Source organism: Collinsella sp. SGI.241 (genome assembly GCF_050312955.1).
Lineage (GTDB): Bacteria > Actinomycetota > Coriobacteriia > Coriobacteriales > Coriobacteriaceae > Collinsella.
The window spans coordinates 19,891-46,054 of sequence record NZ_JBNPKM010000006.1 but is presented as its reverse complement, the minus strand read 5'-3'; the positions used below and the strand labels follow the sequence as shown (position 1 = coordinate 46,054).

Sequence of the window (26,164 nt, the reverse complement as noted above, 5' to 3'; positions counted from 1 at the left end):
CAATTTTATGACCAAAGCCGACACCAGCTTAGCACCGACCGGCGTCAACCGAAACACACGGAATCAGAGCGCGGTGCAAAATATCTGCCTAGTGATACAGTCCCGGCTGGTAGTGATACTCGTTGCTCACGTGCGGACACAACTGCCAAAAAGCGACAGCACTCGCCGCGGCCACGTTGAGCGAATCGACCCCGTGCGCCATCGGAATACGCACAGCCCGGTCACAGCCCGCGATGGTCTTGACGCCCAGGCCGGCACCCTCGGTGCCCATAAAGATCGCCAACCGGTCAATCTTTTGCAGCGCAGGATCGTCCAACGACACCGAATCATCCGTCAATGCCATGGCGGCACACGAAAAGCCGGCATCGTGCAGCGCCGCCAGCCCATCATGCGGCCATACGCGCGCCTCGCTGCCAATGCGCGTCCAGGGCACCTGGAACACCGTGCCCATGCTCACGCGGGCCGAGCGGCGGTACAGAGGGTCACAGCAAGTGGGGCTTACCAAAATGCCATCGACATTCAACGCTGCCGCCGAGCGGAAAATCGCACCCACATTAGTATGGTCGACAATACCCTCGAGCACGCACACGCGCACCGGGCGCTCACCCGCCACCTCGACGACGCCGCCCAAGAACTCATCAACCGGAATCTGACGCGGGCGACGGAACGCCGCGAGCGCACCGCGCGTCACGTTAAAGCCCGTCAACTGCTCCATGAGCTCCATGGAGGCCACGAACACAGGAACCGGACCTGCGCCCTCGCGTACAACCAGACGCTCGAACAGCGGCATCATCTGATCGAGCCAACGCTCACCCAAAAGAAAGCTCACCGGCTCGTATCCGGCACGCACCGCACGCTCGATGACCTTGGCGCTCTCGGCGATAAAGATGCCCTTTTGCGGCTCCAGCACGCAGCGCAGCTCGCGCTCAGTCAGTCGCACGTAGGCGTCGAGCCGCTCATCATTAAGGGAATCGATTCGCAGCACCTCAACGGCATCAGTCATAGCAGCCAGCCCGTACCCTTCTTTACAGCACATCTATACCAAACGAGGCGACGCTAAGCGCCGCCCCATGCATTCAATCAACCCGGTGATACCGTTCACGCCAGACGATTTAAGCATCAACACGACGATACGTCACGAACTCATAATCGAGGCCTTCGTCACCCTCGCCCGCGGCAATCGTGGCAACCCCGTCGCGCCGCGCAACTTCCCACGCAGGATCGACATCCAAATTGGGAAAATACGTGTCCACGGCATGGGTGCAATGGTTGTGCGTGACCTCGGCCTCCACGCAGTACGGCAAAAACTGCCGATACACCTCGCCGCCACCGATCACCCAGGCAACGGGCTCATCGGCAACCGCGGCCAAGGCCTCGTCGATACTATGCACCACGTCGACACCCTCGGGGGCAAAGCCCTCGTCGCGTGTGAGCACAATGTTGCGGCGGTTCTTGAGCGGACGCCCGCCGGGAAAACTCAGCAGGGTCTTGCGTCCCATAATGACCGGACAACCCTTGGTGCACGCCACAAAATGGCGCATGTCGGCACGGTTGGACACGACCATGTCACCCTCGCACCCAATGCCCCAGTCATCGCACACGGCGACAATGGCAGAAAGCTTACACGTCATGCGCGTCACCTACACCGCAATGGGGATGTTCTTGACCTGCGGGCCGTGCTCATAGCCCTCAACGATCAGATCATCAGTCGTAAACGCGTAGAAATCATGCACATCGGGGTTGAGCGTTACCTTAGGAGCCGCAAACTGCGGACGCTCGATAAGCTCGCGGACGATATCGACATGACGGTCGTAAATATGGGCATCGGCGATCACATGCAGCAACTCGCCAGCGATCATATCGACCGACTGCGCGACCATCATCAGCAAAATGGCGTACTGGCACACATTCCAGTTGTTCGCGGCCAAAATATCCTGGCTGCGCTGGTTGAGAATCATGTTGAGTGTGGGCTTGTCATCCTGCGGGCGCTGCGTGACGTTATAGGTCACGCTGTAGGCGCACGGATACAGGTGCATCTCGGACAGGTCGCTAAACACGTACGAATTGGTCATGATGCGACGGCTATACGGCGTGTGCTTAAGATCGTACAGCACACGGTCCATCTGGTCAAAGTCGCCCTCGGCATAATGGCTCTTCTGGCCAATCTGGTACCCGTAGGCCTTGCCGATGGAGCCGGTCTCGTCGGCCCACTCATCCCAAATATGGCTGTTGAGGTCATGCACGTTATTGGACTTCTTTTGATAGATCCACAAGATCTCGTCCATGGCAGATTTGAGGGCCGTACGACGCAGGGTAAGCGCCGGAAACTCCTCACGCAGGTCGTAGCGTGCCGTAACGCCAAAGTTTTTAATGGTATAGGCAGGGGTGCCGTCCTCCCACACCGGACGAACCTTTTGGCCCTCGGTAGTGGTGCCATGGTCCAGAATATCGCGGCACATGGCTACAAACTGTTGATCAGCTTTGCTCATTGACCCTCCTGTCAGTCGCCTATAAGCGATTTTTATTGTAGCCCAGGCGCGCAGCATCGAATTGCACACTTGGGGCGGCACACGCAATGCACGGCAGTACGGCACCGCAGTCGCAAATGCTGCACCTTTAGCTTTTTGACATATGACAAAAATAGCTTGAAGGGTTTCGAATACGCGCTATCCTATTGTTGACATATGTCAGATTTGGAGAGTGTATGGCAGGAAGACGCGAAAAATTGCGCCGTGTTGGGATCATTCCCGAATATCGCGGCTTTACCCCTGACGGCCTTGCCAGCGGAGACGCCATCGACATGACGGTCGATGAGCTCGAAGTCCTACGGCTTTGCGACCTGGAAGGCCTCAATCAGGAGGCCGTCGCCCAGCAAATGGGCATCGCCCGTGCCACCGTGGCGGCCATCTGCAGCCGCGCGCATCGCAAGGTGGCAAACGCGCTGGTCAACGGGCGAGCACTTAGTATCGAGGGCGGCAATATCGCATACTCCCCTACATCTACGACGACGGCCATATGGCCAGCAAAGGAGGTCGGCACCATGAGGGTGGCAACGACGTACGACAACGGCAACATCTTTATGCACTTTGGCCGCAGCGAGCAGTTCAAAATCTATGACATCCAGGATGGCAAGGTACTCAACGAGCAGGTCGTAGGCACCGGCGGCACTGGTCACGGCGCCCTAGCGGGTCTGCTCGCCAACGGTGGCGTCGATACGCTCATCTGCGGCGGTATCGGCGGCGGCGCCATCAACGCGCTCACCCAGGCAGGCATCACGGTCTATGCGGGCGCCCAGGGCAGCTGCGACGCCTGCGTCGAGGCCCTCATTGCCGGCACGCTCGCGCAGACCGGCGAGGCCACCTGCGACTGCCATGGGCACGAGCACGAGCACGCCCACGAGCATGGCGAGTCCTGCAGCTGCCACGGCCACCACGACCATGATGGGCACGAGGGCTGCGGCTGCCACTAGTGGCAAGCACCTCAACGCCAACACGCTTCCGCGCGTGAGAAAACCTGCGAACGAACGGCGAAGGCCGCCTGGAGTACCATCCAGGCGGCCTTTGCCATACTCGACTCAACCAGTCGTTACTTTTTATTACGCATCTGCGCTTCCATCTGGCGCAGCAGGTCCATATCGGACTTGGGACCACCTGTTCCCATGCCACCCAGGCCACCCAGGCCGCCCATGCCGCCCAAGCCCATGGCATCCAGACCGGGAATATTGGGCATGCGCATCTTTTTGCCTTTTTTACCCTTCTTGCCCTTCTTGCCGCCGGCTTGCGCCTGGTTGGCCATCGAGCGCATGCGGCCCATCATCTTGTTCATCTCGCCCCACTGCTTCATAAGGCTATTGACCTCGGTGGGGGTCACGCCGGCACCCTTGGCGATGCGGGCGCGACGCTGGCCGTTGATGATGGAAGGACGCAGGCGCTCCTCCTTGGTCATCGACATGATGATGGCCTCGTTCTTGTCGAAGATGCCCTCATCCAGGTTGCCGCCCATCTGGTTGAGCGCGCGCTGGCCGCCGGGAAGCATGCCCAGAATGCCCTTCATACCGCCCATCTTCTTGACGGCCTTCATCTGGTCGAGCATGTCGTTCATGGTAAAGCCCTCGCGCAGCATGCGCTCGGCAGCCTCGAGCTGCTCGGCATCGGCTGCCTCCTGGGCTTTCTCGATAATGCCGACGACGTCGCCCATGCCCAAGATGCGCTTGGCCATGCGATCGGGATAAAACGGCTCCAGCGAATCGGGCTTCTCGCCCATGCTCACGAACTTGATGGGCTTGCCGGTCACCTGGCGCACCGAAAGCGCGCCGCCGCCACGGGCATCGCCGTCGAGCTTGGAGATGATCACACCGTCAAAGTCGGTGCGCTCGGCGAAGGTCGAGACAACGTTGACGATATCCTGGCCGGTCATGGCATCGACGACCATCAGCACCTGATCGGGCTTGACGGCCTTCTTGATGTCCACGGCCTCCTGCATCATCTGCTCGTCGATCTGCAGACGACCGGCGGTATCGACGATGACCACATCGCGCAGGTGGTCGACGGCCTCCTGGATGGCGCCCTTGGCAATATCGACCGGGTGCTCGCCGTCACCGCGGAAGACCGGCACGCCGATCTCTCCACCAAGCGTGGCCAGCTGGTCGGCAGCGGCGGGACGGTAGACGTCGCACGCGGCGAGCAGCGGCGAGCGGCCCTGCTTCTTGAGCAGGTATGCCAGCTTTACAGCCGCCGTGGTCTTACCGGAGCCCTGCAGGCCCACGAGCATAATGACGTTGGGAATGCGGTTGCTAAAGACGAGCTTGCTCTCGGTGGAGCCGAGCATCTCGGTGAGCTCGTCGAGCACGATCTTGACGACGTTTTGCGCCGGCGTCAGCGATTCCATGACCTCGGCGGTCATGCAGCGCTCCTTGGTCTTGGCGACAAACTCCTTGACGACCTTAAAGTTGACGTCGGCCTCGAGCAGCGCCATGCGAATGTCGCGCATGGCCGAGGTGATATCGGCCTCGGTCAGCTTGCCCTTGCCGCGCAGGCGGTCAAATGTGTCGTTGAGGCGATCGCTCAGAGAATCAAACACTGGTCACTCCTTAGTTGGACTCGCCCACCAGGGCGCGGCAGAAATCTTTGGCATTAAACTCCTGCAGGTCATCGACCTGCTCGCCAACGCCCACGCGCAGGATCGGGAGCTTGAGCTTCTCGGCTACGGCCATGGCGATACCGCCCTTTGCCGTGCCGTCGAGCTTAGTCATGATAATACCGTCCAGACCCAGCGCCTCATTAAACTCGAGCGCCTGGTTCAGGCCGTTTTGGCCCGTCGCGGCATCGATCACGAGGACGACCGAGACGGGCATGGGGCCGGCGGCCATATTGGCGGCGCGCTTACGCGTCACGTTGACCACCTTGGCAAGCTCGCGCATGAGCTCGGGGCTCGTGTGCAGACGACCGGCGGTGTCGATGAGCACCAGGTCGCTGGCGCGCTTATCGGCCTCGTCGAGCACGTCGTAGCAAACGCTTGCCGGGTCTGAGCCGCGGTCGCGCTTTATGACGGGGACGCCGGCGCGCTGGCCCCACACATCGAGCTGTTCGATGGCGGCAGCGCGGAAGGTATCGGCCGAGCCGATCACGACGTTCTTGCCGCGGGCGGCCATGGCGCTCGCGATCTTGCCGACCGTAGTGGTCTTGCCGGCACCGTTGATGCCCACAAACAGCACGCAGCTCGGCGTGTCGGCGAACGGATCGCGCTCGACGGGTACAAAATGCTGCTCGAGCTGCTCGGCCAGGGCCCGACGGAGTTGCGGGGCGGTCTTGAGGTTCTTCTTGGCCGCGGCATCGCGCAGGTCGTCGGAGACCTGGATGGCGACCTCGGCACCCATGTCACCCATGACGAGGGTGTCCTCTAGGTCCTCCCAAAAATCCTCGTCGACCTCGCCGCCAAAGTAAAAGACCTCGTTGAGGGCCTCGCGGCTGCGCTCAAGTCCGCGCGAGAGAGCATCGAAGAATCCCATTATGCATTCACGACCTTTCCGGTTTCGCGATCGAGTTTTTGCGAGACGACGCGACTGACGCCGTCAGCTTGCATCGAGACGCCGTAGAGGACGTCAGCGTCCTCCATAGTACGGCGCTGATGCGAGATAACCAAGAGCTGCGTATCGGAACGCAGCACGTCGAGCGCGCCGATGAGCTTGGACAGGTTGGCGTCATCGAGCGCCGCCTCGACCTCGTCCAGCACATAGAACGGCACCGTACGCGTGCGATACACGGCAAAGAGCAAGGCAAGCGCCGTCAGGCTCTTCTCGCCGCCCGACATGAGCATCATCTTGGTGATGCGCTTGCCGCGCGGCTGCGCCACGACCTCGATGCCCGTCTCGGCCGGATGCTCGGGGTCGGTCATCTCCAGATGTGCCTGGCCACCCGGGAACAGCATGGCGAAGATCTCGCGGAAGTTCGCATCGACCTTCTCGAAGGTCACCAGGAAGGCTTTACGCATCTTACGGTCGATGGCCACGGTAATCTTGGTGAGCGCCTTGCGCGCGCTCTCCAGATCGGCCAGCTGCTCCTCGATGTAATCGGCGCGGCGCTTGAGCTGCTCGTATTCCTCCATGGCAACCTGGTTCACAGGGCCCAGGTTGTTGATCTGGCGCACGAGCTGGTTGAGCTCGCGCTCGGCGGCGTCGCGATCGGTGGGAGCAGGAAGCATGAGCGCTTCCTCGAGCACCGTGGTGCCATCGGCGGTAATGGCCTTGATGGCCGCCTCTACCTGCACCTCGAGCTTGCCGCGCGCGACCTTGAACTCGTTTTGTGTCGCTGTGGCGGCATCGACCCGCTCCTTGGCGCGAGAGACCTCGGCCTTGGCATCCTCGATGGTTTTCTTGAGCGAAGCCGAGTCTGCCTCCTCGAGTGAGGCCTGGTCACGCAGGCGCGCGGCCCAATCAGATGCACGCTCCAGCAGGGCCGAATAGCGCTCGTGCATGGGATCGACACGCAGGCGCAGCAGCTCGAGCGAGCGCGAAGCCTGACGTGTTCCGCGGATACGGCGGTCAATGCCCTCCAGGCGATGCTCCAGATCGGGCACGCGGCCCTTCAGCGAACGCAGGCGCTCGCTCGTCTGGGCCAGGCGCACCTTGGCATCGGCGAGCTTACCGGCTGCCTCGGAATCGTCACGGCGCACGCGATCGAGCTCGTCGTTGGCTTCGGCAATCTGGAGACCCAGGTCGCTTGCCTGCGCGCGGGCCTCGTCGCGCGAACGGGTGAGCTCGTCAACGCGCGGGCGCGCGGCGCGAACGGCCTCGGCCGCCTGCTCGCGGCGCTTGGAGATGCGCGCACGCTCGACCTCGGCGTTGTTGGCGCTTTGCTCCAGGCGGCCAATCTCGGAGAGCAGCGAGCGACGCTCGCCCTCAAGACGGGCGATCTCGCCGGCGGCATCACCCTCGGCGGCACGCGCCTCCTCGACGGCCGCATTGGCCTCGATAACCTGGTTCGACACATGCTCAAAAACGGCAGCCAAATCGGGCTCCAGGCCTTCGAGCTCGCGAATGCGGCGCTTCCGCTCCAGGGCACCCGAGGCCTCGCCGGCATCGAGCCCCACGCGCACCAGGCCACCAAAGCTCACGCGAGCGCCATCGGGCGTCACATAGGTCACACCGTCAACGACTGGCGCCGCCAGCGCGGCAGCTAAGTCATCGACCACGTAATAGCCGCCGAGCAGTGCCTCGACAATCGGGCCATAACCGGCACGCACGGACAGGCGATCAACCAGACGCGAACCGGCAGCGCCCTCGGCAGCAGCAGAGCCGCTCACACCACGCGCCACCAGCAGTGCCTCGCCCGAGGCCTTCTTTTGGTCCAAAGCCGCACGACCGGCACGCTCAAGCGTGGCGGCGTCATCAAACAACAGGGCATCGATATCGCCGGCAAGCAGCTGCTCGACCAGGCCCTCAAGCTCACGCGGCGCCTCGAGCACGTCGCCCAGACGGCCCGTTACGTCATCGCCCAATGCCCCTACCAGACGGCTCACCAACGGCGAGCTATCGGCCATACGGGCATCGAGCTTCTTTTGGCTTGCAAGCTCAGAGCGCACCTCGGACAGCTTGTTGCGCGACTCGCTCTCACGGGCGCGCAAGTCCTTCAACGCCGCACGGGCGACCTCGGTGGCCTGGCGCGCATCGGCCTGGGCTTGGCGAGCCTGATCGAGCGCGCCGTCGAGCTCCTCGGCACGGTCGCGACGACTCTCGAGCGAGGCCGTGACCTCCTCGAGCTGCTCGTCAATCTGCTCCAGGCGCGAGGCATACATGTTGTCCTCGATCTCGGCATTGCTCAGCGAGTCTTTCACCTTGGCAAGCTCGAGCGCAGCCTTGTCGGCCACGCGCTGCACATCGCGTTGCTCGCGCGTAAGCTGCGAAATCTGATTGTCGAGCGCAACACGGCGCTCGTGGAGCTCGGCGGCGGCAGGGCCGGCGGCGTCAACGTCGTCCTGGGCCTGCATGTGCGCACCGGTCACTTCCTCTAGCTGGGCACGTGCATCCTCGAGCTCCTCGACCACGCGACGACGCTGATGCTCGGAGCTCGAAATCTGGCCGCGCATATCGGACAGGCGCGACACCATATTGTGGCCCTTTTCCTCGAGCAGGCGCATATCGGAGTTAATACGGCCGACCACATCTTGCATATGACGGCGCTGCTCGCCCAAGTCGCCCACAAACAGGCCCTTTTCCTCGAGCATCACCTGGAGCTTCTCGAGCTCGCGCTCCTTTTCGCCCAAGCGGTACTGCGCAAGCTCCAGCTCGGCGGCACCCTCTTTGGAACGGCTCTCCAGATCGTTCCACTGCGACTGCAGCGAACGAAGCTCGTCAACGGCCAGCATCTGCGTAAGCTCGTTCGCGCGCGAGGACAGCTCTTTGTACTTGCGCGCGCGATCGACCTGACGCTCCAACGGTCGCAGCTGACGGGCAATCTCCTTATTGATGTCGCGCGCACGGGTAAGGTGCTCGTCCATCGACTTAATCTTTTTGAGCGCACGCTCCTTACGGCGCTTGTGCTTGGAAATGCCAGCAGCCTCCTCGATAAGGACGCGGCGCTCCTCGGGACGGCTCTGCAAAATGGCATCGAGCTTGCCCTGGCTGATAATGGAATGCGTATCCTTACCCAAGCCCGAATCGTGCAAAATGTCCTGGATATCCATCAGGCGGCACGGACTCGAGTTGATGAGGTATTCGCTCTCGCCCGAACGATACATGCGGCGGGTGATGGCAACCTCATCAAAGTCGACAGGCAGCACATGGTCCGAGTTATCGAGCACCAGCGTGACCTCGGCAACGCCCACCGGCTTGCGCGCCGACGAGCCCGAGAAGATGACGTCCTCCATGGCCTGGCCGCGCAGCTGCTTGGCGCTCTGCTCACCCAGTACCCACAGAATCGAATCGGAGATATTCGATTTTCCCGAGCCGTTAGGACCGACGATGACGGTCAGGCCCGGCTCAAACGTCATATGGGCGCGGTCGGCAAACGACTTGAACCCTTTGAGCGTAAGGGACTTGAGATACACGGTTCCTCGCTTAAACGGGCTTCTTGTTGAGAATCACACCGTTGGTGGTGTAACCCATGCGGTCGAGCGCCTCGAGTGCAGCGGCTCCCTCGGCCTCTTTCTTAGAGGCGCCGGTGCCGCGGCCCTGACGGATACCGTCGACAAGCACCACGGCGGTAAAGGTGGGCGCATGTGCCGGGCCCTCGGAGCCTACCAGCTTGTATGCCGGGGGCTCGTGACCGTCTGCCTGCACGCACTCCTGCAAGAACGACTTGGGGTTCGCGGGGTGCTCGGCACGCTCGGAGGCCAAATGGGGCTTAAGCGTGCGGTGGATGAACTCCGCCGCCGCATCCCAGCCGGCATCGAGGTACAACGCACCCACGAGCGACTCATAGACGTTCTCGAGCGCCGAGTTAAGGCCGCGCGCGCCGGTACCGGTCTCGGAGGCGCCAAAGATGATGATGTCGTCGATGCCCAGCTCGTGCGAAACCTCGGACAGCGTGGCACCCGAAACAAGCGATACCTTCAGACGCGTGAGCTTGCCTTCATCGAACTCGGGATAAGACTCAAAGAGCGAACGGGCAACCACGGCGCCCAGAATGGAGTCACCCAAAAACTCAAGCCGCTCATAGCTGGCAGAGACCGGCTGCCCCTCTACTGCCGAGGGGTGGGTGAGCGCCGCGCGTAGCAGCACCTTGTTATTAAACTCATGGCCCAGGATTTCCTGAGCGCGCGTGAGTCGTTGAGATAAAGCCAAGACCTAGGCCTCCCTGGCGTTTTCGATAGCGTCGACGGCGTCGGCAACGGAGGTGAGCGACAACAGGGTCTCGTCATCGATCTCGAGGTCAAACTCGTCCTCGATGGCCGTCACCAGCTGCAGGCGCTCGAGCGAATTGGCATCGAGGTCGTCAAAAGTCGTCTCATCACTGATCTCGGCAACGTCGACGCCCAGCACGTCGGCAGCGACCTCGGCGATCTTGTCAAAGATTTCGGAGCGATCCATAGCGCATCCTCTCATAAGTCGTGGAATACAATGTGTCGCGCGGGCGGAAGCCGCATTGCAGCACGGCTCCGATTCTACCCCACGATGCATAGCTTGAGCCACGTAACGGAGCTCTTGCTAAACGATACCTTCCATGGAATTGGCAATGCTTTCGATAAGCCCGGCTCGAACGGCCTGAGCCGCGGCGAGCGTACCGTTCTTAACGGCTTCGGCCGACGTGGCGCCATGGCCAATCAAAACGACGCCGCGAAGGCCCAGCAGGATCGCGCCGCCCTTGGCATCACCCGAGAGCTTGGCTTTCATCTGGCGCATCTGCTTTTTGATGAGCAGCGCGGCGATCTTGGTACCGAGCGAAGACATAAAGGCGCCCTTGAGCTCTTGCAGCAAAAACTTGGCAGCGCCCTCGGTTGCCTTGAGCGCAATATTGCCCGACATGCCGTCGGCGACCACAACGTCAAAATTGCCCGACGTAAGATCGGTGCCCTCGCAGTTGCCCACAAAACCGGGGACCGCGGCTTTCATAGCCGGGAAGCACGCCTTGGTAAAGTTAGAACCCTTCTCGTCCTCGGTGCCGTTGCCAAGCAGGCCCACACGCGGATGTTCGATGCCCAGGACCACGCGGGCATAGGCTGCACCCATCTGGGCAAAGCGAACCATGTCGTCGACCTCGACATCGGGGTTGGCCCCCATGTCACACAGTACCGTAAGGCCACCGGCGCGGTTGGGCAGCGCATTGGTGAGGCATGGGCGCACCGGCTGCTTCTTGCCCTCTACCAAATATCTAAACGGCGTCACGTAGGCGGTGGCGGCAGCCGTCATGGCGCCGGTCGACCCCGCGGAGAAAAACGCGTCCGCGTTGCCCTTCTTAATAGCACGGCAGGCAAGCACGATCGAAGACTTACGCTTGGTCATCACGGCGCGGATGGGATCGTCGTCCATGGCGATGACATCGGGGGCCTCCAGAGCCTCCACGCGCGCGTGCGCCGCGGCAAAGGGGTTGACGATATCGGCGGGGCCAACAGCAATGACCTCGATATCGGGATCGGCGGCAAGCGCGGCCTCAATACCGTCGAGGACAACTTGGGGCTTCTCGTCTCCGCCCACAACGTCTACACAAACGCGAACGTTACTCATTTCAAGTGCTCCTTATACAAAAATGGCCGACTCATTGAGCCGGCCATTGTGGTTCCAGTTGGAACGGCATCGTATCCAGAGTATACAGTTACTCGGTAACGATAACCTCGCGGTCCTTGTAGAAACCGCAGCTGGGGCACACGTGGTGCGGGAGCTTGACAGCGCCGCAACGGGGGCACGTGGACTGAGCCGCAGCCGAGATCTTCATGTTAGCGGAACGACGGGTATGGGTACGGATACGACCCTGCTTTTGTTTAGGTACGGGCATAGTGACCTTCCTTATGAACTATCCAGTGTGGCGATTACGCGCAAGTAGCGATACTACCACATTTTTACTCATCAAGATTGAGATTCTTCAATGCTGCAAATGGATTTTCCGTGGCAGCGGCCCATTCGGCCTCGGCCTGGGCGGCGCAATCGCATTGCTCGACGTTGAGATTGATGCCGCAGGTGGGGCACAGGCCGCGGCAATCGGGCTTGCAGAGCACCACAAACGGCGTGTCCATGACAACGGCGTCGTTAATGGGCTCCCCCAGATCGACAATGCGGTCCTCGCCCAAAAGCTCGTAACCGTCCTCGTAGGCCTCGGGATCCTCGGGCTCATCAAAGAGGTAGAACTCCTCGATCTCGCCGGCGATATCAAACGAGGCGGGCTCAAGGCAGCGGTCGCATTCGCCGGTGGCGTGCGCTCGAACCATGCCGGAGAGCAGAACACCGGTGCCCGCATTGGTAAAAACCACGTCGTAAGCAATGCCGTCCTGCAGCTGGTACTCCTTCTCGCCCACCGTGTAGGTGGCGACATCGACCTTGCCGGTCAGCGGATACGAGTCTCCGGGAAACTCGAGCTGCTCGGAAAGATCGACGGTAACGCTCGGGAACTCAGCCATTACCACTGACCGTTCTGCTGGGCGGCACCCTCGTTGAGCTGCTGACGGCAACGGGTAACGGTGCCGGTCAGGCTCTTGAGGTTCTCCTCGAGGTGCGTAAAGACCTGCTCGGCATAATCCTCGGCCGCATAGCGCGTCTCGCGCTCGTACTGCTGGGCACGATCACGGATATCGTCGGCCTGCTGCTGCGCCAAGCGGACGATCTCCTGCTCACCGGCAATGGTGAGTGCCTGCTGCTGAGCATCGGCAATGATGGAATCGGCCTGAGCGGCGGCGGAAGCCATAAGCTCGTCGCGCTCCTTGAGGATGCGACGGGACTTCTGCCACTCCTCGGGATAGCTCATACGGATCTCGTCAAGGATGTTAAAGAAGACGTCGGCATCGATAACCTTCATCTGGGCATTCTTGCCGAACGGCGTCTTAGCCTCTTCGATGAGCCCCTCGAGCTCCTCGACAAGGCTCACGATCCTGTCGCCAGGAAAATTCTCGCCCGGCATCCGGTCTCCTTTCATAGGTAACATGTCATCGTGTTAGTTTACCACATGCCATCAGGCAATATGAAACGTCACGAAAAGCGATGTTTAAGCGCTTCGACCACATTGGGCGGCACAAACGTCGACACATCGCTTCCGAGCGATGCGATCTGACGAACCACCGAGCTCGAGATATAGCCGTACTGCGGCGCACTCATGACAAAAATGGACTCAAGCTCGTTGTCCAGGCGATAGTTGAGGTCCGCCTGCTGCAGCTCGTACTCAAAGTCGGTCATGGCGCGCAGGCCCTTGACCACAGCACCCGCACCCTGCTCACGGGCAAAATCGACCAACAGGCCGGTAAAGGGCAGTACCTCGACACCGTCAATATCGCCCAGGGCCTCGCGGGCCAACGCCACGCGCTCATCGAGCATAAAGGTGGTGCCCACGCCGTTTTTGCCCTGCGACTCCGCCACGGCGACAATCACGCTGGGAAAAATGCGGCGGGCGCGGCGGATTACATCGATGTGACCAAACGTGATGGGGTCAAACGTACCCGGAACGATCACGCGGTTGATAGTGTCATTCATGGGTATCCTCCAAAAGCACGTCCTCGTCATTATCGCTGTCATTAGCATGGTCGCACTCGTCCGCGGCCACCCAGCGCAGCAAGTCAACCGAGGTAATGCCGTAGCGTTTCTCTCGCACGGTCTCAAAACCAGCCGGATGAGCGCCCGCGTCGCTTGCGGCATGCTCAAACAGGGCAAAGGCCCCTGGTGCCAGCAAGCCCTGCTGGGCAAGATTGCGCAGCAGCTCCTCGACCGGCTCGGCACCAAAGGCATAGGGCGGATCGAGCAGGACCAGATCAAAGGGGCCGCCCGGAACACGGCCGCGCGAGGCGCTCGCCAACACATCGCCGGTAACGACGCGCCAACGCGAGCGGTCGCGACACAGCGACTCGATATTCTTAGTGATCAGTCGGGCGGCATTGCGATCGATCTCGAACGTGATGAGCGAGCGAGCGCCGCGCGAGAGCATCTCGATTCCCAGGGCACCGGAGCCGCCAAAGGCATCCAGCACGCGGACCTCGTCCAGATCGAAATCGAATGCCGACATGACCATGGACGCACATGCCTCGCGCACGCGGTCGGTCGTGGGACGGGTGACATCGCGCCCACGCGGCTCTTCGATCTTGCGGCCGCGCCATTCACCGCCGATGATTCTCATCCTCCGCTGACCTCCTTGAAGATATGTCGATAACGCGTGGCGACCGCATCGCGCAAGGGACGCGTCGCCACGGAGTCAAGGTTGCAAGCATACCGCAAGAGCTCGACCGCGTCCAAATGGGCCCATTCGATAAGATCCTCGTCGGCGTCCAGGTCCACAAAACGCAGGGTCACACCGCCATGTTGGCGATAACCCAAGATTTCGCCCTCGTGGCGCAAACGCAGGTCCATCTGCGCAAGTGCAAAACCGTCAGAGGTCTTTTCGAGCGCCCGCAGGCGGTCTTGCGCAGCAGACACACCGCCATTGCCCTTGGAATGCGTCATGACCAGGCACGTGCCCGACACGCTGCCGCGGCCCACGCGGCCTCTAAGCTGATGCAGGGCCGCCAAGCCAAAGCGCTCGCCGTTTTCGATAACCATGACGGTGGCGTTGGGCACGTCGACGCCCACCTCGACCACCGTAGTCGAGACGAGCACGTCGATCTCGCCGCGCTTAAAGGCGTCGATCACGCGGTCCTTCTCCCCCGCCGGCATGCGGCCGTGAAGACGCTCGACGGAAAGCCCCGGCAATGCCAGACGCAGGCGGTCGAGCTCGGTCGCGGTGTCGTGCAACGGCACGGGCACCGTCACGCGACCTTCATCGTCGCGAGCAATGCCGGGAACGTCTTCCAAATCGTCCGCGGAGTCACTCGGCTCCACAAGCGGGCAGATAACGTAAGCCTGCTGTCCTTGAGCATGCGCCTCGCGAATGGCACCGTAAGCCAAGTCGCGGCTCGACTCGGTGAGCACGCGCGTCGAGACGCCGGCCCCGGGAACGGGGCGATGACGAATGATGGACGTGTCCAGGTCGCCATAGACCGAAAGCGCCAGTGTGCGCGGAATAGGCGTGGCCGTCATAACGAGCAAGTCCGCACCTGGGCCTTTGGCACGCAGGGCATTGCGCTGCCCCACGCCAAACCGGTGCTGTTCGTCGATAACTACGAGTGAAAGATGTTTAAACGTTACGTTATCCGAAAGGACCGCATGGGTACCAAAGAGCACATCGAGCTCACCAGACTGCAGCTGTGCATGGATGCGCTCGCGCTCGGCGGCCGGGGTAGCACCCGTCAGGAGCGCCCAGGACATACCGGCCTGCGAGAGCAAAGGGCCGGTCTTATCGGCATATTGACGCGCCAGCACGCCCGTGGGTGCCATGACGCAGGACTGGGTACCCGAATCGGCCGCGACTGCCAGCGCGCAGGCGGCGACGGCGGTCTTGCCGGTACCGACATCGCCCAGCAGCAAGCGGTTCATCACGTGGTCGCCATCGCACATGTCATGCAGGATGTCTTGGAACGCGGCCTCCTGCTCGTCGCTCAGCGAAAACGGCAGGGCCCGCCTAAGCGCCGTCAAATGACCACCCGCGGTATGGGTGTAGGGAACCACCTCGACCATACCGCCGTCGTTGCGCAGACGAAGCGCCAGCTGAAGATAGAGGCATTCCTCATAGGCAAGCCGTGCGCGCGCGATATCGCGCTCGGCCATACTTGAGGGAAAGTGAATCGAACGCAGCGCACGGGCGCTGCTCATAAGGCGGCGCTTGGCGCGCAGGGGCGCGGGAATCGGGTCGAAGGGATTGCCGACAATCTCGAGCGCGCCGCTCACGATACGGCGCATCCAAGCCTGGCTCACACCGTCGCTCACATAGTGAACCGGAAGGATGGTGCCCGCGGCACGCCCGTCCTCGAGCTTTTCGAAATGCGGCGAGGCCATCTGCTTAAAGCCATAGGCAAATTCGACCTTACCCATCACGGCCAGGCGGTCGCCCTGCTTGAGCTGCTGGGCAATCCAGGGCTGGCGGAAAAAAGCGACTTGCAGCACGCCCGTCTCGTCCACAAGCGAGACCTCGGTAACCTGCATACGCGGGCGGGGCTGCTTTTGAACGATACGATCAACCGTGGCGACGATCGTGCACACCGTACCGATAGGCGCCATCTCGATGGACCAGGAGCGTGTAAAGTCCAGATATCGATGAGGGATATGGAGAAGGAGGTCCCCCACCGTCCTAATTCCCAGACGGCGAAGGGCCTCCTCACGTTTACCCGAAACATATTTGAGTCGCGCGATATCCTCGTCGAGCGCATTGCTCTGGGCAAAGCGCTCCGAGACGCACGGCACGGAGCACAGCTCGGACATGGGCAGATGCCTACTCGATCGAGAAGATCACGGGATAGAGCGGCTGCTCGCCACGATGGGCGTCAATCTCCAGGTCGGGCTGAGCCTCCTCGATGGCGTCGACGATCTCCTGGAAGGCCTCATCGGACAGCTCCTCGCCGGCCAGAATCGTCAGCGCGTCGCCCTCCTCTTCCTCCTGCATGCGGTTGATGCAGTCGAGCGTGACCTGCTTCACATCGGAGCCGACCACGTCGATGGAGCCGGCAATGATACCCATGACGTCACCGGAGTGAATCGGCGAGCCGTCAGAGGCGCTGGAATCGCGCACGGCACGGGTGACCTCGCCATCGCGAACCTCGCTGATGGCATCGACCATGGCGGCAACGGCGTCCTCGAGCTCGGAATCGGGCAGCACCGCGAACAGAGCGGAGAACGCCTGCGGAACGGTCTTGGTGGGAACCACGGCGACCTTTTTGTCGGTGCAGGCAGAAGCAGCAGCCTCGGCAGCCATACGGATATTGCCGTTATTGGGCAGGATGATGACCGAAGTCGCGTTGACCTGGTCCACCGCGCCCAGCAGGTCGGCGGTCGAGGGGTTCATGGTCTGGCCACCCGAAACGACTACGTCGACGCCGAGGGACTTGAGGATGTCGGCCTCACCGGAACCGGCGGCAACGGCGACAAAACCCAGGGCCTTGGCGGGCTCGGCGGCCTTTTGCTGGTCCTCGTGGATCTTAGCGGTACGGTCGTGGGCCTCCATCTCCATGTTGTGGATAAAGACCTCGTAGATCTGGCCAAGCTGCAGCATGTGCTCGAGCACCAGGTTGGGGGTGTTGGAGTGCACGTGGATCTTGTAGTCGGGGTAGGCGCCCACGAGCAGCTCGCAGTCGCCCATGGAACCCAGGAACTTAAGGCACTCGTCCTCGTCAAACGGGGCGTCGGCCTTAAAGAGGAACTCGTTGCAGTAGCGGAACTCCGAGCCCTCCCAGTCGTCGTTGGCCTCGATCTCGACGCGACCGAGGGCCGCATCGCGGGCAGAGCCAGCGGAATCAAACGTGGTGGAGAAATCCTCGACAACGGTGCTGCGGCCCAGAGCAGCGGCAACGAAGTTTTCCAGGAAGATGGCGAAGCCAAAGGCGCCGGAGTCGACCACGCCGTTCTCCTTCAGAACGGGCAGCAGGTCGGGCGTGCGAGCCACAGACTGATAGGCCTCGACGACGATGGCGTCGAGCGCGTCCTCGGCCGAGAACTTCTTCTTCTCGCACTCGTCGGCCTTGGTCGAGACGTCGCGCAGGACCGTAAGAATCGTGCCCTCGATGGGCTTGCGGACGGCCTGGAAGGCGACCTTGACGGCGCGACGGAAAGCATGCGCGATGTCGGCAGACGTGATGGGCTCATCGGCAGAGACGAGACCCTCGGCCACGCCGCGCAGGATCTGCGAGGTGATAACGCCGGAGTTGCCGCGGGCGCCCATGAGGGAGCCGTGGGTGATGGCGCCGGCGATGGCCTCCATATCGGCATCGGCGGGAAGGGCAGAAAGCTCCTTAGTCACCGAGGCGAGCGTGAGCGACATGTTGGTGCCGGTGTCGCCGTCGGGCACGGGAAAGACGTTGAGTTTATTGATCTCCTCGGCCTTGTCGGAAACGGCAGCCGCAGCGATCGGAAAACAGGTGCGAATGGTCTTTACAATCATGAGTATTTGAATCTCCGTTTTCGGATGCTAGTTCAGACGGCTCTTGAGCGCGTCGATGTGAATGCCGATCTTAAGGCTGGCGGGATCGATCTGGGCGATCTCCTGCAGGGTGAAGGCAACGGAGCTCGAAAGATTGTGGCAGACGGACTTCATGTTGACGCCGTTCTCGAGCACGACGTGAAGGTCGACCGTAAGGCCGTTCTCGTCGGCGGAGACAAGCACGCCCTTGCGGAGGCGCTGACCGGCAAGCAGGCGCACGCTCTCGGCGCCCTGGAGCTGCTCGGCCATACCGACGACGCCATAGCACGTCATCGCGGCATAACCGGCAATATCGGCAATAACGTCGTTCGAGACGCTCAGGCTGCCGTTAATGGTCTCAGACACAAGAATCTCCTTATCTGGTGCTCGCGGCACCATGTCGTGGGAGCAATCATTGCAATATTCTACAACGACCGCGCCATGTTGAGGTGGTGGGTCGCGGGATTACATCCTCGACACGAAATGTTGATATGGCAACGTTTGTGTTAAGCAATCGCAGTATGAAAAAACCCGCCGCAAAAGCGACGGGTTTTACAATCTGGCTCCCCGGGTAGGACTCGAACCTACAACAGCGCGGTTAACAGCCGCGTGCTCTACCATTGAGCTACCGAGGAATTTAAAGCCCAGCAGATTGGGCTGAGAAATTCTGGCTCCCCGGGTAGGACTCGAACCTACAACAGCGCGGTTAACAGCCGCGTGCTCTACCATTGAGCTACCGAGGAATAGGTGCATGCTCTCAAGCAACGAAGTTTATTATACGGACGAATCAGCTCAGGGCAAGAACTTTTTTGAGAAATTTTCCGACCCAGTCATTGAGGACGTTCTTAAACGACTAGTCAATCAAGAACGTCCCCAACGACTAATCAACCAGACGCCCAGGGTAGTCTTTTTGGGACGGGGCTTTTTTAGCTACCCAATCGGGGGCCTTTAAAGCTTGAGCCGCTCATTGAGATAGGGCAGCTAAAAAAAGCCCCGTCCCAAAAAGACTACCCGTGCCCCAACTGCCGGCCCTTGTTACATGAAAGCGCCCTCAAGCGGATGTGCTTGAGGGCGCTTCTTGCTTGACTAGCTTTCGATATAGTCTTTGAGCTTGCTGGAGCGGCTGGGGTGGCGGAGCTTGGCCAGGGTCTTGGACTCGATCTGGCGGATGCGCTCGCGCGTGACACCAAACTCGCGGCCGACTTCCTCGAGCGTGCGGGGATGTCCGTCGACAAGTCCAAAGCGCAGCTCAATAACCTTGCGCTCACGATCGGCAAGCGAGTCGAGCACCTGGGTGAGCTGCTCCTGCAGCATGGAGAAGCTGGCGGCATCGGGCGGAACGATGGCCTGGGAGTCCTCGATAAAGTCGCCCAGCTGGGAATCCTCTTCCTCGCCGATAGGAGTCTCGAGCGACACGGGCTCCTGCGAGATCTTCTGAATCTCGCGGACGCGGTCGGCACTCATGTCCATCTCGGCACCGATCTCCTCGGGGGTCGGGTCGCGACCCAGATCCTGGAGGAGCTGGCGCTGCACGCGGACAAGCTTGTTGATGGTCTCGACCATGTGCACGGGAATACGGATGGTTCGGGCCTGGTCGGCGATAGCGCGCGTGATGGCCTGACGGATCCACCACGTGGCGTACGTGGAGAACTTGAAGCCCTTCTGGTAGTCGAACTTCTCGACGGCGCGGATCAGACCGAGGTTGCCCTCCTGGATCAGATCCAGGAACAGCATGCCGCGACCTACGTAGCGCTTGGCGATGGAGACGACCAGACGGAGGTTGGCGCTGATGAGCGCCTGCTTGGCCTCGAGGCCCACGTTCTCGATACGAGTCAGACGACGCATCTCGGCGCGGGTGAGCTCAATCTCGCCCGCCTCGGCGGCCTCGAGCTTCTCGGTGGCCTCGAGACCGGCCTCGATCTTCATGGCCAGATCGACCTCTTCGGAGGCGGTCAGCAGGTCGACTTTGCCGATCTCCTTAAGGTACATACGAACCGGGTCACCGGTCAGCATCACCGTGGAGGCATCGATGCCACGCACGCGAGAACGCGAACGGGATGTGCGGACGGTGCGCTTCTTTTTGCTCTTGCAAGAACCCATCTCGGCATCGGCCTGACGGGCCATCTTAAGCTCATGATCGTCGAGCGAGCCGGAATCGTGCTCCTCGTCGTCATCGAAATCGTCGGTATCGTTATCGTTATCGTCATCGTCGACGTCCATGGGGGCGTCGTCGTTTCCGCTCGCGGAGATAATCTGGATGCCGCTGTTGCGCAGCGCGGAATAGACCGCGTTGAGCTGCTCGTCAGAAACATCGATATCCTTCAGGACGACCTGGATCTCGTCCTCGGTTACCGAAGTCCTGTTTGAGCCGTTGCCCATGAGCTTAGCAACGTAGGATTCCAGCCCAGTACCCGTGCTCTCAGTCTTATTTGGCACAGATTCTCCCTTCGTAGTCCACAGGACACATTACTTTAGCACACACTTACACGTCTATACCCAAAATTCAGACTGGATATAGCAGATAACATGCCGATTGACCACAACATCTAGGCCTGATCGGGACCCGCAGTCTCCAAACCAATCAACCGGAACGGATCGGCCACGCCGCCAATCGACTTCTGGAGCTCGCGCTGGCGCAAAGAATCCTGCGCGGCCTGCATGGTCAATGCACGGCGCGCGTCATCGTCGAGCGACCGGTCCTGGCGCAGCTTGGCCTGAGCAGCCCGCATACGGCGCTTGATGGTGTAAAGCTCAAGCGTATCGAGCATAAAGACGATGTTCGTCTCGGTGGGGTGCTTGCTCGTCGCCGAGATGCGCCCGGCGCTGACGAGCGAAGCCGCCTCGGGACACACCGCGCGCGCGGCGTCCATGCACGCCGCGGGATCGGTGCCCGGCGGCGTCGCGAGCACGGCCCACGCGATGGACTCGTGACGGGGGTCTACCCACTCGATCGAGCAGATGCGATCGGCGTACGTGCGGAATAGATCGGGGTAGCTGGTGAGCATCGTCAACAGCTCGCGCTCCCCCGCCAGAGACTTCCGCTCCAGATCGGTCAGCACGATCGACGTCGCCGGAACGGAAGCGGTCGAAGCAGACCCCGCGGGCGCCGCGTCCATGCCAGCAGGCACATCGATCGGCGGCATATCGTCGACGACCTCGACCGGCGCGGCCCCGTAGGCCTCGAGCGGCACATAGTCGTACGGTTCCTCCTCGACCGGTGTGGATACCGGCGGCGTCGCCCCCGACGCCCAGGCGCCGCGAGATGCCCCCTGCGGACCGGACGCCCGACCGCCCGCGCTGCCTGCGCGCTCGGCCTGTGCCCGCTGGCGCTCGTAGTTCTGCTCGCGACGACGCTCGGCGTCCTCGCGTTTGGCGACATCGCGAAACACACGGCCCGAACTCGAGCGCACCGTCTCCAAATCCAGGCCCAGAAGGTCGGCGATCTGGATAAAGTACGTATCGATCATGTAGCTATCGCGCAGCGGATAGATGAGCGTCAGCGCATCCTCGAGCGCCTTGGCGCGACCGCCCGGCGTGGTAATGTCGCTCGACTCCTGCAGTGAGCGGTACACAAAGTCCATGAGGGGCTCGGCGGCGTCGATACGCGCCTGCAGTGCCTCGCCACCATGCGCCGTGACGAACTCCATAGGGTCGTTGCCGTCGGGAAGCACCACGCAGCGCAGGTCCATCGAGTCCTGCTCGATAAACTGAATCGCGCGGCGCGCGGCCTTTTGACCGGCGGCGTCACCATCGAACATATACACAATGCGCTTGGCAAAACGGGTGAGCGTCTTTACGTGATGTTCCGTCAGCGCCGTGCCCAGCGTGGCGACGACGTTTTTGATCCCCGCCTCCCAGCAGGCGATGCAGTCGGTATATCCCTCCACCACGATGGCGGTATCCTGCGCGACGATAAACTCCTTGGCCCAGTTAAAGCCGTAGAGGTTTCTCTTTTTATGAAACACGCTCGTCTCGGCGGTGTTGAGGTACTTGGGTTGGCCATCGCCCATAATACGACCGCCAAAAGCGATGTTATGACCCTGTTCGTCAAAGATGGGAAACATCACGCGGTCGTAAAAACGATCGGCGAGCTGTCCGCGCCCGCGGCTCACGGCCACGTTGGCGTCGATCATCTCCTGCGGGGTAAAGCCCTTCTGCGACAGATGGGCCACCAACATATTGCGACCCGGCGCAAAGCCCAGGCAGTAGCGACGGCAGACGTCGCCACCCATACCGCGGCTGGCAAAGTACTCGCGCGGACGGCTGTCCTTACCGCGCATGAGCATGGTGTGATAGAACTGGGCCGTCTCGGCGCACAGGTCATAGATGCGGGCGCGCTTGGTGCCGCGATCGCGCTGCGCGCCGGTATCGTGCAGCTCAATGCCGGCACGATCGGCCAGGTAGCGAATCGACTCGGGAAAGCTCAGGTTCTCGCGCTTCATGATGTAGGTGAAAACGTCGCCGCCCTCGCCACAGCCAAAGCAGTGCCACACCTGCGTAGCGGGGATAATGTGAAACGATGGGGTCTTTTCGCCATGGAAGGGGCAGCAACCCCAAAACTCATGGCCGCGGGGCTTGAGCTCAACCGTTTCCTGCACGATGGCAACCAGGTCGGACGCAGCGCGCACCTGGTCTTTCTCCTCATCGCTAATCACGGATGCTCACCCCCTGCTCACCCAAGTTATAACGGATATCGTCAATATTACCCTCGACGGTCGCGATAAGCTCGTCCAGCGAATCGAACACGCGCGAAGGACGCAGCCAACGCGTAAACGCCAACGAAACCGAACGTCCATACAGGTCGCCCGCATACCCGATCAAGTTGGCCTCGAGATGCGCCGAAGCGGCATCGTCGGCATACGTCGGCGGCAGGCCCACGTTGACGGCAGCGGGCCACACGGTATCGTCGACCAGCACAAGGCCCTCGTAGACGCCATCGGCAGGCAGCTGAATTCCGTTTGGCACCAACAGGTTTGCCGTAGGAAATCCCATATCGGAGCCCTCGTGGCGACCGCGAATCACGCCGCCGCGCACCATATAGGGACGGCCGAGTAGATCGGCTGCCAGCTCAACGTGGCCCAAGCTCAGCTCACGTCGAATGCGGGTGGCGCAGATAGCCTCGCCGGCCTCGCACAGCAAATTGTGCCCATACACGTCAACACCGCGCTCGACACCCCATGCCTGCATCTCGGCAACGCCCGAGGCACCGCCGCGGCCCAGCCTAAAATCACTGCCAACGCGAATGGAGCGAATGTCGACAACATGCGCCAACAGCTCGAGAAAGCCCACGTGGTCGAGCGACGCTACCGCAGGCGTAAAGGGAACAGCCACCACGGCATCGACCCCAGTCTGAGCCAGGGCATGCAGGCGGTCGGCCGTCGTCATCAATTTTTGAGCGGGCGCAGGGCTCACCACAACATCTGGATCAGGGTCAAACGTTACGACAACCGCTTTGCAGCCGTGGACGCGCGCATCGCGAATGACCGCGTCGATCAGCTCACGATGTCCCCTATGCACGCCATCGAACACGCCGATGGCAATCGAGGCGGCGCCCATAGACTCGCAGTCACCAAAAGCATCAGCCAAAACGATGCGGGCCTCCGCCGCCGCGCCCACAAAAAATGTGCGCGCGGGCTCGCGAGGGTCCAGCATCATCGAACACCGCCGATCGCCTGCGGAAAGACGTGCTCCATCACAAAGCGACCATCCTCGATACGAGCCAAAGCCTTGAGCCCGCCATCGAGCACCAGCGCAAACGGCGCTTTAGACACATCGAAGCCGGCGAGCGCGCGATCAATGGGAATACGACGACCGCACAGCAGATCTTCCGCAAGATTGCCCGGCAAGTCGACGCGCGTGGCGCCGAGGGCCGCAATGGGGTCCAAGGCAAAGCCGGCAGCAGACTCGGCAGAAAGCTCCTCGACCGCATGGCAGGCACCGATGGAGACAATGCCAGAAGCAGTACGGCGCAGCGCGGAAATATGCGCGGCACTATCGCAGGCACGACCCAGGTCGCGAGCGAGCGCACGGATATAGGTGCCCTTGCTCACCGAGAAGGCAACGGTCCAAATGCAGGAATCGCCCTCGCCACTCACGGCGATCAGGTCGGCAGAATATACCTCAACCGGGCGCGCAGGCAACTCAACGGCATTGCCCTCACGTGCAGACTTATAGGCGCGCACGCCGTTGACCGAAATAGCCGAAAACGCCGGCGGGACCTGCATCTGAGGGCCCAGCATGGCGCTCAAGCGCTCACGGGCATAGGCCGGATCGCGCAGATCAGGTGCAATGGCAACCGTACGGACGGCCTCGCCTTCCGCATCGTCGGTATTGGTCTCGGCGCCAAACGAGATATCGGCGACGTAGCTTTTGGTATCGAGGGTAAGCATGCCCAGCAGACGCGTAGCCTGGCCCACGCCCACCACCATGACACCCGACGCCATGGGGTCGAGCGTGCCGGCATGACCGACGCGCCGCTCATGGAGGGCGCGCCGGCACCGCGAAACCACGTCGTGGGACGTGCAGCCCACCGGTTTATCGACGGCGAGCAGCATATTCAATTGAGAAGGCGTGCGACGAGCCATGTACCATCCAAAAAGTTAGAGCTCGACGATCACCGAAGCGGGATCCTCCCCCACCAGCTCGGCCAGCATGGGAAGTGCCGCGGTGAGCGTCTCGAAAATCGTTCCGTTATTGGTAAAGCCGGCAGCAGCGTGATGTCCGCCTCCGCCAAAGTTGGCCGCAATCTCGGAGACATCCATGTCGCCCTTGGAGCGCAGGTTTCCGCGCACCTTGGTATCGCCCTCGATGCCCTTAAGGAACAGGCAGACCTCGACACCCATCACCGAGCGCACCACATCGACCAAGCCGTCGCACTCATCCGAGGTGACGCCACATTCCTTAAGGTCGCTTTCGTACGCGTAGCTATACGCCACGCGCCCGTGCGCGACCGTCTTGATGCGGCCCATGACGATGGACTTGAGGTGCAAGAACTCGACGCGCATGCTCTGATAGACCTCGAGCGCGACACGCGCCGGGTCGGCACCGTGCGCCACCAGGCGCGAAGCCGCATGGAACGCAGCGGCATCGGCATTCTGATACTGAAAACGACCGGTATCGGTAACCAGGCCACAGAGCAGACAGGTGGCGATGCGATCGCGAACGACAATGCCGCAATCATCCAAAAAGCGGTCGATGATCATGGCGCACGCCGCAGCATCGACACGCCTCAGGCTTACCTCGGCAAACTCCTCGCGCGCCGGATGGTGGTCAAAGCACACCACATGTTTGGAGCGGCGGAGCACGTCGGCCGAGTTGTTCAGACGCTCGACAACCGGCACATCCACCGAGATAAACAGGTCGGGGTCGCCCGTAAAGCTCGAAGCCGGCACCAGACGATCGGCGCCTTCCATAAAGCGGTAAATACGCGGAACGGGATCGTCGTCTGCGAGCAGCAGCGCGATGTCCTTGTCGGGGAACGCCTTCATGAGCGAGAGGCCCAGGCCCAACACGGAGCCCAGGGCATCGCCGTCGGGAGAGGTATGACCCGAGATCGCAATGAAGGACGCACCCTCGATAAGCTCGAGGATGCGTCGTTTAATATCTGCAGACTCGCACGAGACGAGGTCGGCGGAATTAGTCATCTAAAGCTGCCTCCTGGGCGGCATCCGCTATGGGATAGCCGTCCTCGTCCTTTTCGATCGCCAGCGTGGCCGGGACATTCTCCAGCGCACGCGTAATGCGCTCGGCCTCATCGGTCGAGCGATCGATGCGAAAATCGAGCTCGGGCGTGACGCGCCAGTCGAGCGAGCGAGCCAACAGGCTGCGAATGCGGCCCTTGGCGCTGGCGAGCGCCTCCATGACCTCATCGTAGCGGCTCGCATCGCACGACACGTACACGCGCGCGAACGAACGGTCCACCGCGACCTCGACCGCGGTCAGGGTGACCAGGTCGAGACGCGGATCGGAAACCTCAAAGAGAAGGATATAACCGAGCTTCTCGCGAAGCTGCTCGCCCAGACGGCGGGTTGCCTGCGTTTGCTTCATAGCGCTAC

General features: G+C 61.5%; 24 protein-coding genes and 2 tRNA genes. 1 reads left to right on the top strand and 25 read right to left on the bottom strand.

Annotated elements, in window-relative coordinates:
• Nucleotides 1-88: 88 nt before the first annotated feature.
• The 3 genes from ACQQ92_RS04080 to thyA form a co-directional block, all read right to left on the bottom strand.
• Nucleotides 89-1,003, bottom strand: coding sequence for a TrmH family RNA methyltransferase (locus tag ACQQ92_RS04080; RefSeq protein WP_427795856.1), 915 nt, complete (start codon nucleotides 1,001-1,003; stop codon nucleotides 89-91).
• A 109-nt stretch (nucleotides 1,004-1,112) separates the two neighbouring features.
• A complete protein-coding gene (locus ACQQ92_RS04075; protein WP_427795855.1) occupies nucleotides 1,113-1,631 on the bottom strand; it encodes a dihydrofolate reductase in 519 nt (172 codons plus the stop codon).
• A gap of 9 nt (nucleotides 1,632-1,640) precedes the next feature.
• Nucleotides 1,641-2,489 (bottom strand): thymidylate synthase, encoded by an 849-nt coding sequence (gene thyA, locus ACQQ92_RS04070; protein ID WP_427795854.1) that lies wholly within the window; start codon nucleotides 2,487-2,489, stop codon nucleotides 1,641-1,643.
• A 215-nt stretch (nucleotides 2,490-2,704) separates the two neighbouring features.
• Between thyA and ACQQ92_RS04065 the strand changes: the two genes are divergently transcribed.
• A complete protein-coding gene (locus tag ACQQ92_RS04065; protein WP_427795853.1) occupies nucleotides 2,705-3,469 on the top strand; it encodes a NifB/NifX family molybdenum-iron cluster-binding protein in 765 nt (254 codons plus the stop codon).
• Nucleotides 3,470-3,585: 116 nt separating this feature from the next.
• Here the strand turns inward: ACQQ92_RS04065 and ffh are convergent, their stop codons facing one another.
• From ffh to rbfA, 22 genes are all read right to left on the bottom strand, one after another.
• Nucleotides 3,586-5,079 (bottom strand): signal recognition particle protein, encoded by a 1,494-nt coding sequence (gene ffh / locus ACQQ92_RS04060; protein ID WP_427747339.1) that lies wholly within the window; start codon nucleotides 5,077-5,079, stop codon nucleotides 3,586-3,588.
• A gap of 10 nt (nucleotides 5,080-5,089) precedes the next feature.
• Entirely contained in the window at nucleotides 5,090-6,007 is a 918-nt protein-coding gene (ftsY, locus tag ACQQ92_RS04055) for a signal recognition particle-docking protein FtsY (RefSeq protein WP_427794673.1), read from the bottom strand.
• Complete coding sequence (smc, locus tag ACQQ92_RS04050; protein WP_427795852.1) at nucleotides 6,007-9,543, bottom strand: chromosome segregation protein SMC; 3,537 nt, start codon at nucleotides 9,541-9,543, stop codon at nucleotides 6,007-6,009. The genes ftsY and smc overlap by 1 nt, the downstream gene beginning before the upstream one ends.
• 10 nt (nucleotides 9,544-9,553) lie before the next feature.
• A complete protein-coding gene (rnc, locus tag ACQQ92_RS04045) occupies nucleotides 9,554-10,279 on the bottom strand; it encodes a ribonuclease III (RefSeq protein WP_154515455.1) in 726 nt (241 codons plus the stop codon).
• Between the two features lie 3 nt (nucleotides 10,280-10,282).
• Nucleotides 10,283-10,525, bottom strand: coding sequence for an acyl carrier protein (locus ACQQ92_RS04040; RefSeq protein WP_154515452.1), 243 nt, complete (start codon nucleotides 10,523-10,525; stop codon nucleotides 10,283-10,285).
• 117 nt (nucleotides 10,526-10,642) lie between these two features.
• Complete coding sequence (gene plsX / locus ACQQ92_RS04035; RefSeq protein WP_154515449.1) at nucleotides 10,643-11,659, bottom strand: phosphate acyltransferase PlsX; 1,017 nt, start codon at nucleotides 11,657-11,659, stop codon at nucleotides 10,643-10,645.
• An 88-nt stretch (nucleotides 11,660-11,747) separates the two neighbouring features.
• Entirely contained in the window at nucleotides 11,748-11,927 is a 180-nt protein-coding gene (gene rpmF / locus ACQQ92_RS04030; RefSeq protein WP_022094017.1) for a 50S ribosomal protein L32, read from the bottom strand.
• A gap of 64 nt (nucleotides 11,928-11,991) precedes the next feature.
• Nucleotides 11,992-12,546 carry a YceD family protein gene (locus ACQQ92_RS04025; RefSeq protein WP_427795851.1) on the bottom strand — a complete coding sequence of 185 codons (555 nt, stop codon included), beginning with the start codon at nucleotides 12,544-12,546 and terminating at the stop codon, nucleotides 11,992-11,994.
• On the bottom strand, nucleotides 12,546-13,043 hold the full coding sequence (locus ACQQ92_RS04020) for an ATPase (protein WP_154515443.1): 498 nt from the start codon (nucleotides 13,041-13,043) through the stop codon (nucleotides 12,546-12,548). Before ACQQ92_RS04020 ends, ACQQ92_RS04025 begins: the two co-directional genes overlap by 1 nt.
• A gap of 68 nt (nucleotides 13,044-13,111) precedes the next feature.
• Nucleotides 13,112-13,609 carry a pantetheine-phosphate adenylyltransferase gene (coaD, locus tag ACQQ92_RS04015; RefSeq protein WP_154515440.1) on the bottom strand — a complete coding sequence of 166 codons (498 nt, stop codon included), beginning with the start codon at nucleotides 13,607-13,609 and terminating at the stop codon, nucleotides 13,112-13,114.
• Nucleotides 13,602-14,246, bottom strand: coding sequence for a 16S rRNA (guanine(966)-N(2))-methyltransferase RsmD (gene rsmD / locus ACQQ92_RS04010; protein ID WP_427795850.1), 645 nt, complete (start codon nucleotides 14,244-14,246; stop codon nucleotides 13,602-13,604). The genes coaD and rsmD overlap by 8 nt, the downstream gene beginning before the upstream one ends.
• On the bottom strand, nucleotides 14,243-16,420 hold the full coding sequence (gene recG, locus ACQQ92_RS04005; RefSeq protein WP_427795849.1) for an ATP-dependent DNA helicase RecG: 2,178 nt from the start codon (nucleotides 16,418-16,420) through the stop codon (nucleotides 14,243-14,245). The genes rsmD and recG overlap by 4 nt, the downstream gene beginning before the upstream one ends.
• A 10-nt stretch (nucleotides 16,421-16,430) precedes the next feature.
• Entirely contained in the window at nucleotides 16,431-18,092 is a 1,662-nt protein-coding gene (locus ACQQ92_RS04000) for a DAK2 domain-containing protein (protein WP_427728121.1), read from the bottom strand.
• 27 nt (nucleotides 18,093-18,119) lie between these two features.
• Complete coding sequence (locus tag ACQQ92_RS03995) at nucleotides 18,120-18,509, bottom strand: Asp23/Gls24 family envelope stress response protein (protein WP_187361832.1); 390 nt, start codon at nucleotides 18,507-18,509, stop codon at nucleotides 18,120-18,122.
• A gap of 161 nt (nucleotides 18,510-18,670) precedes the next feature.
• Nucleotides 18,671-18,745 (bottom strand) — tRNA-Asn (locus tag ACQQ92_RS03990).
• Between the two features lie 33 nt (nucleotides 18,746-18,778).
• Nucleotides 18,779-18,853: transfer RNA gene (locus ACQQ92_RS03985), tRNA-Asn, on the bottom strand.
• Nucleotides 18,854-19,196: 343 nt separating this feature from the next.
• Complete coding sequence (rpoD, locus tag ACQQ92_RS03980) at nucleotides 19,197-20,546, bottom strand: RNA polymerase sigma factor RpoD (RefSeq protein ID WP_427795848.1); 1,350 nt, start codon at nucleotides 20,544-20,546, stop codon at nucleotides 19,197-19,199.
• Nucleotides 20,547-20,656: 110 nt separating this feature from the next.
• On the bottom strand, nucleotides 20,657-22,765 hold the full coding sequence (gene dnaG / locus ACQQ92_RS03975; protein WP_427795847.1) for a DNA primase: 2,109 nt from the start codon (nucleotides 22,763-22,765) through the stop codon (nucleotides 20,657-20,659).
• Nucleotides 22,758-23,765, bottom strand: coding sequence for a riboflavin biosynthesis protein RibF (ribF, locus tag ACQQ92_RS03970; RefSeq protein WP_427795846.1), 1,008 nt, complete (start codon nucleotides 23,763-23,765; stop codon nucleotides 22,758-22,760). The genes dnaG and ribF overlap by 8 nt, the downstream gene beginning before the upstream one ends.
• Nucleotides 23,762-24,694: a tRNA pseudouridine(55) synthase TruB gene (gene truB, locus ACQQ92_RS03965; protein WP_427795845.1), complete on the bottom strand. Its 933-nt coding sequence runs from the start codon at nucleotides 24,692-24,694 to the stop codon at nucleotides 23,762-23,764. Before truB ends, ribF begins: the two co-directional genes overlap by 4 nt.
• 15 nt (nucleotides 24,695-24,709) lie before the next feature.
• Nucleotides 24,710-25,753, bottom strand: coding sequence for a DHH family phosphoesterase (locus tag ACQQ92_RS03960; RefSeq protein ID WP_427795844.1), 1,044 nt, complete (start codon nucleotides 25,751-25,753; stop codon nucleotides 24,710-24,712).
• The gene (gene rbfA, locus ACQQ92_RS03955; protein ID WP_006234038.1) at nucleotides 25,746-26,156 is read right to left on the bottom strand and encodes a 30S ribosome-binding factor RbfA; all 411 of its coding nucleotides are present in this window, start codon (nucleotides 26,154-26,156) and stop codon (nucleotides 25,746-25,748) included. The genes ACQQ92_RS03960 and rbfA overlap by 8 nt, the downstream gene beginning before the upstream one ends.
• Nucleotides 26,157-26,164 lie beyond the last annotated feature (8 nt).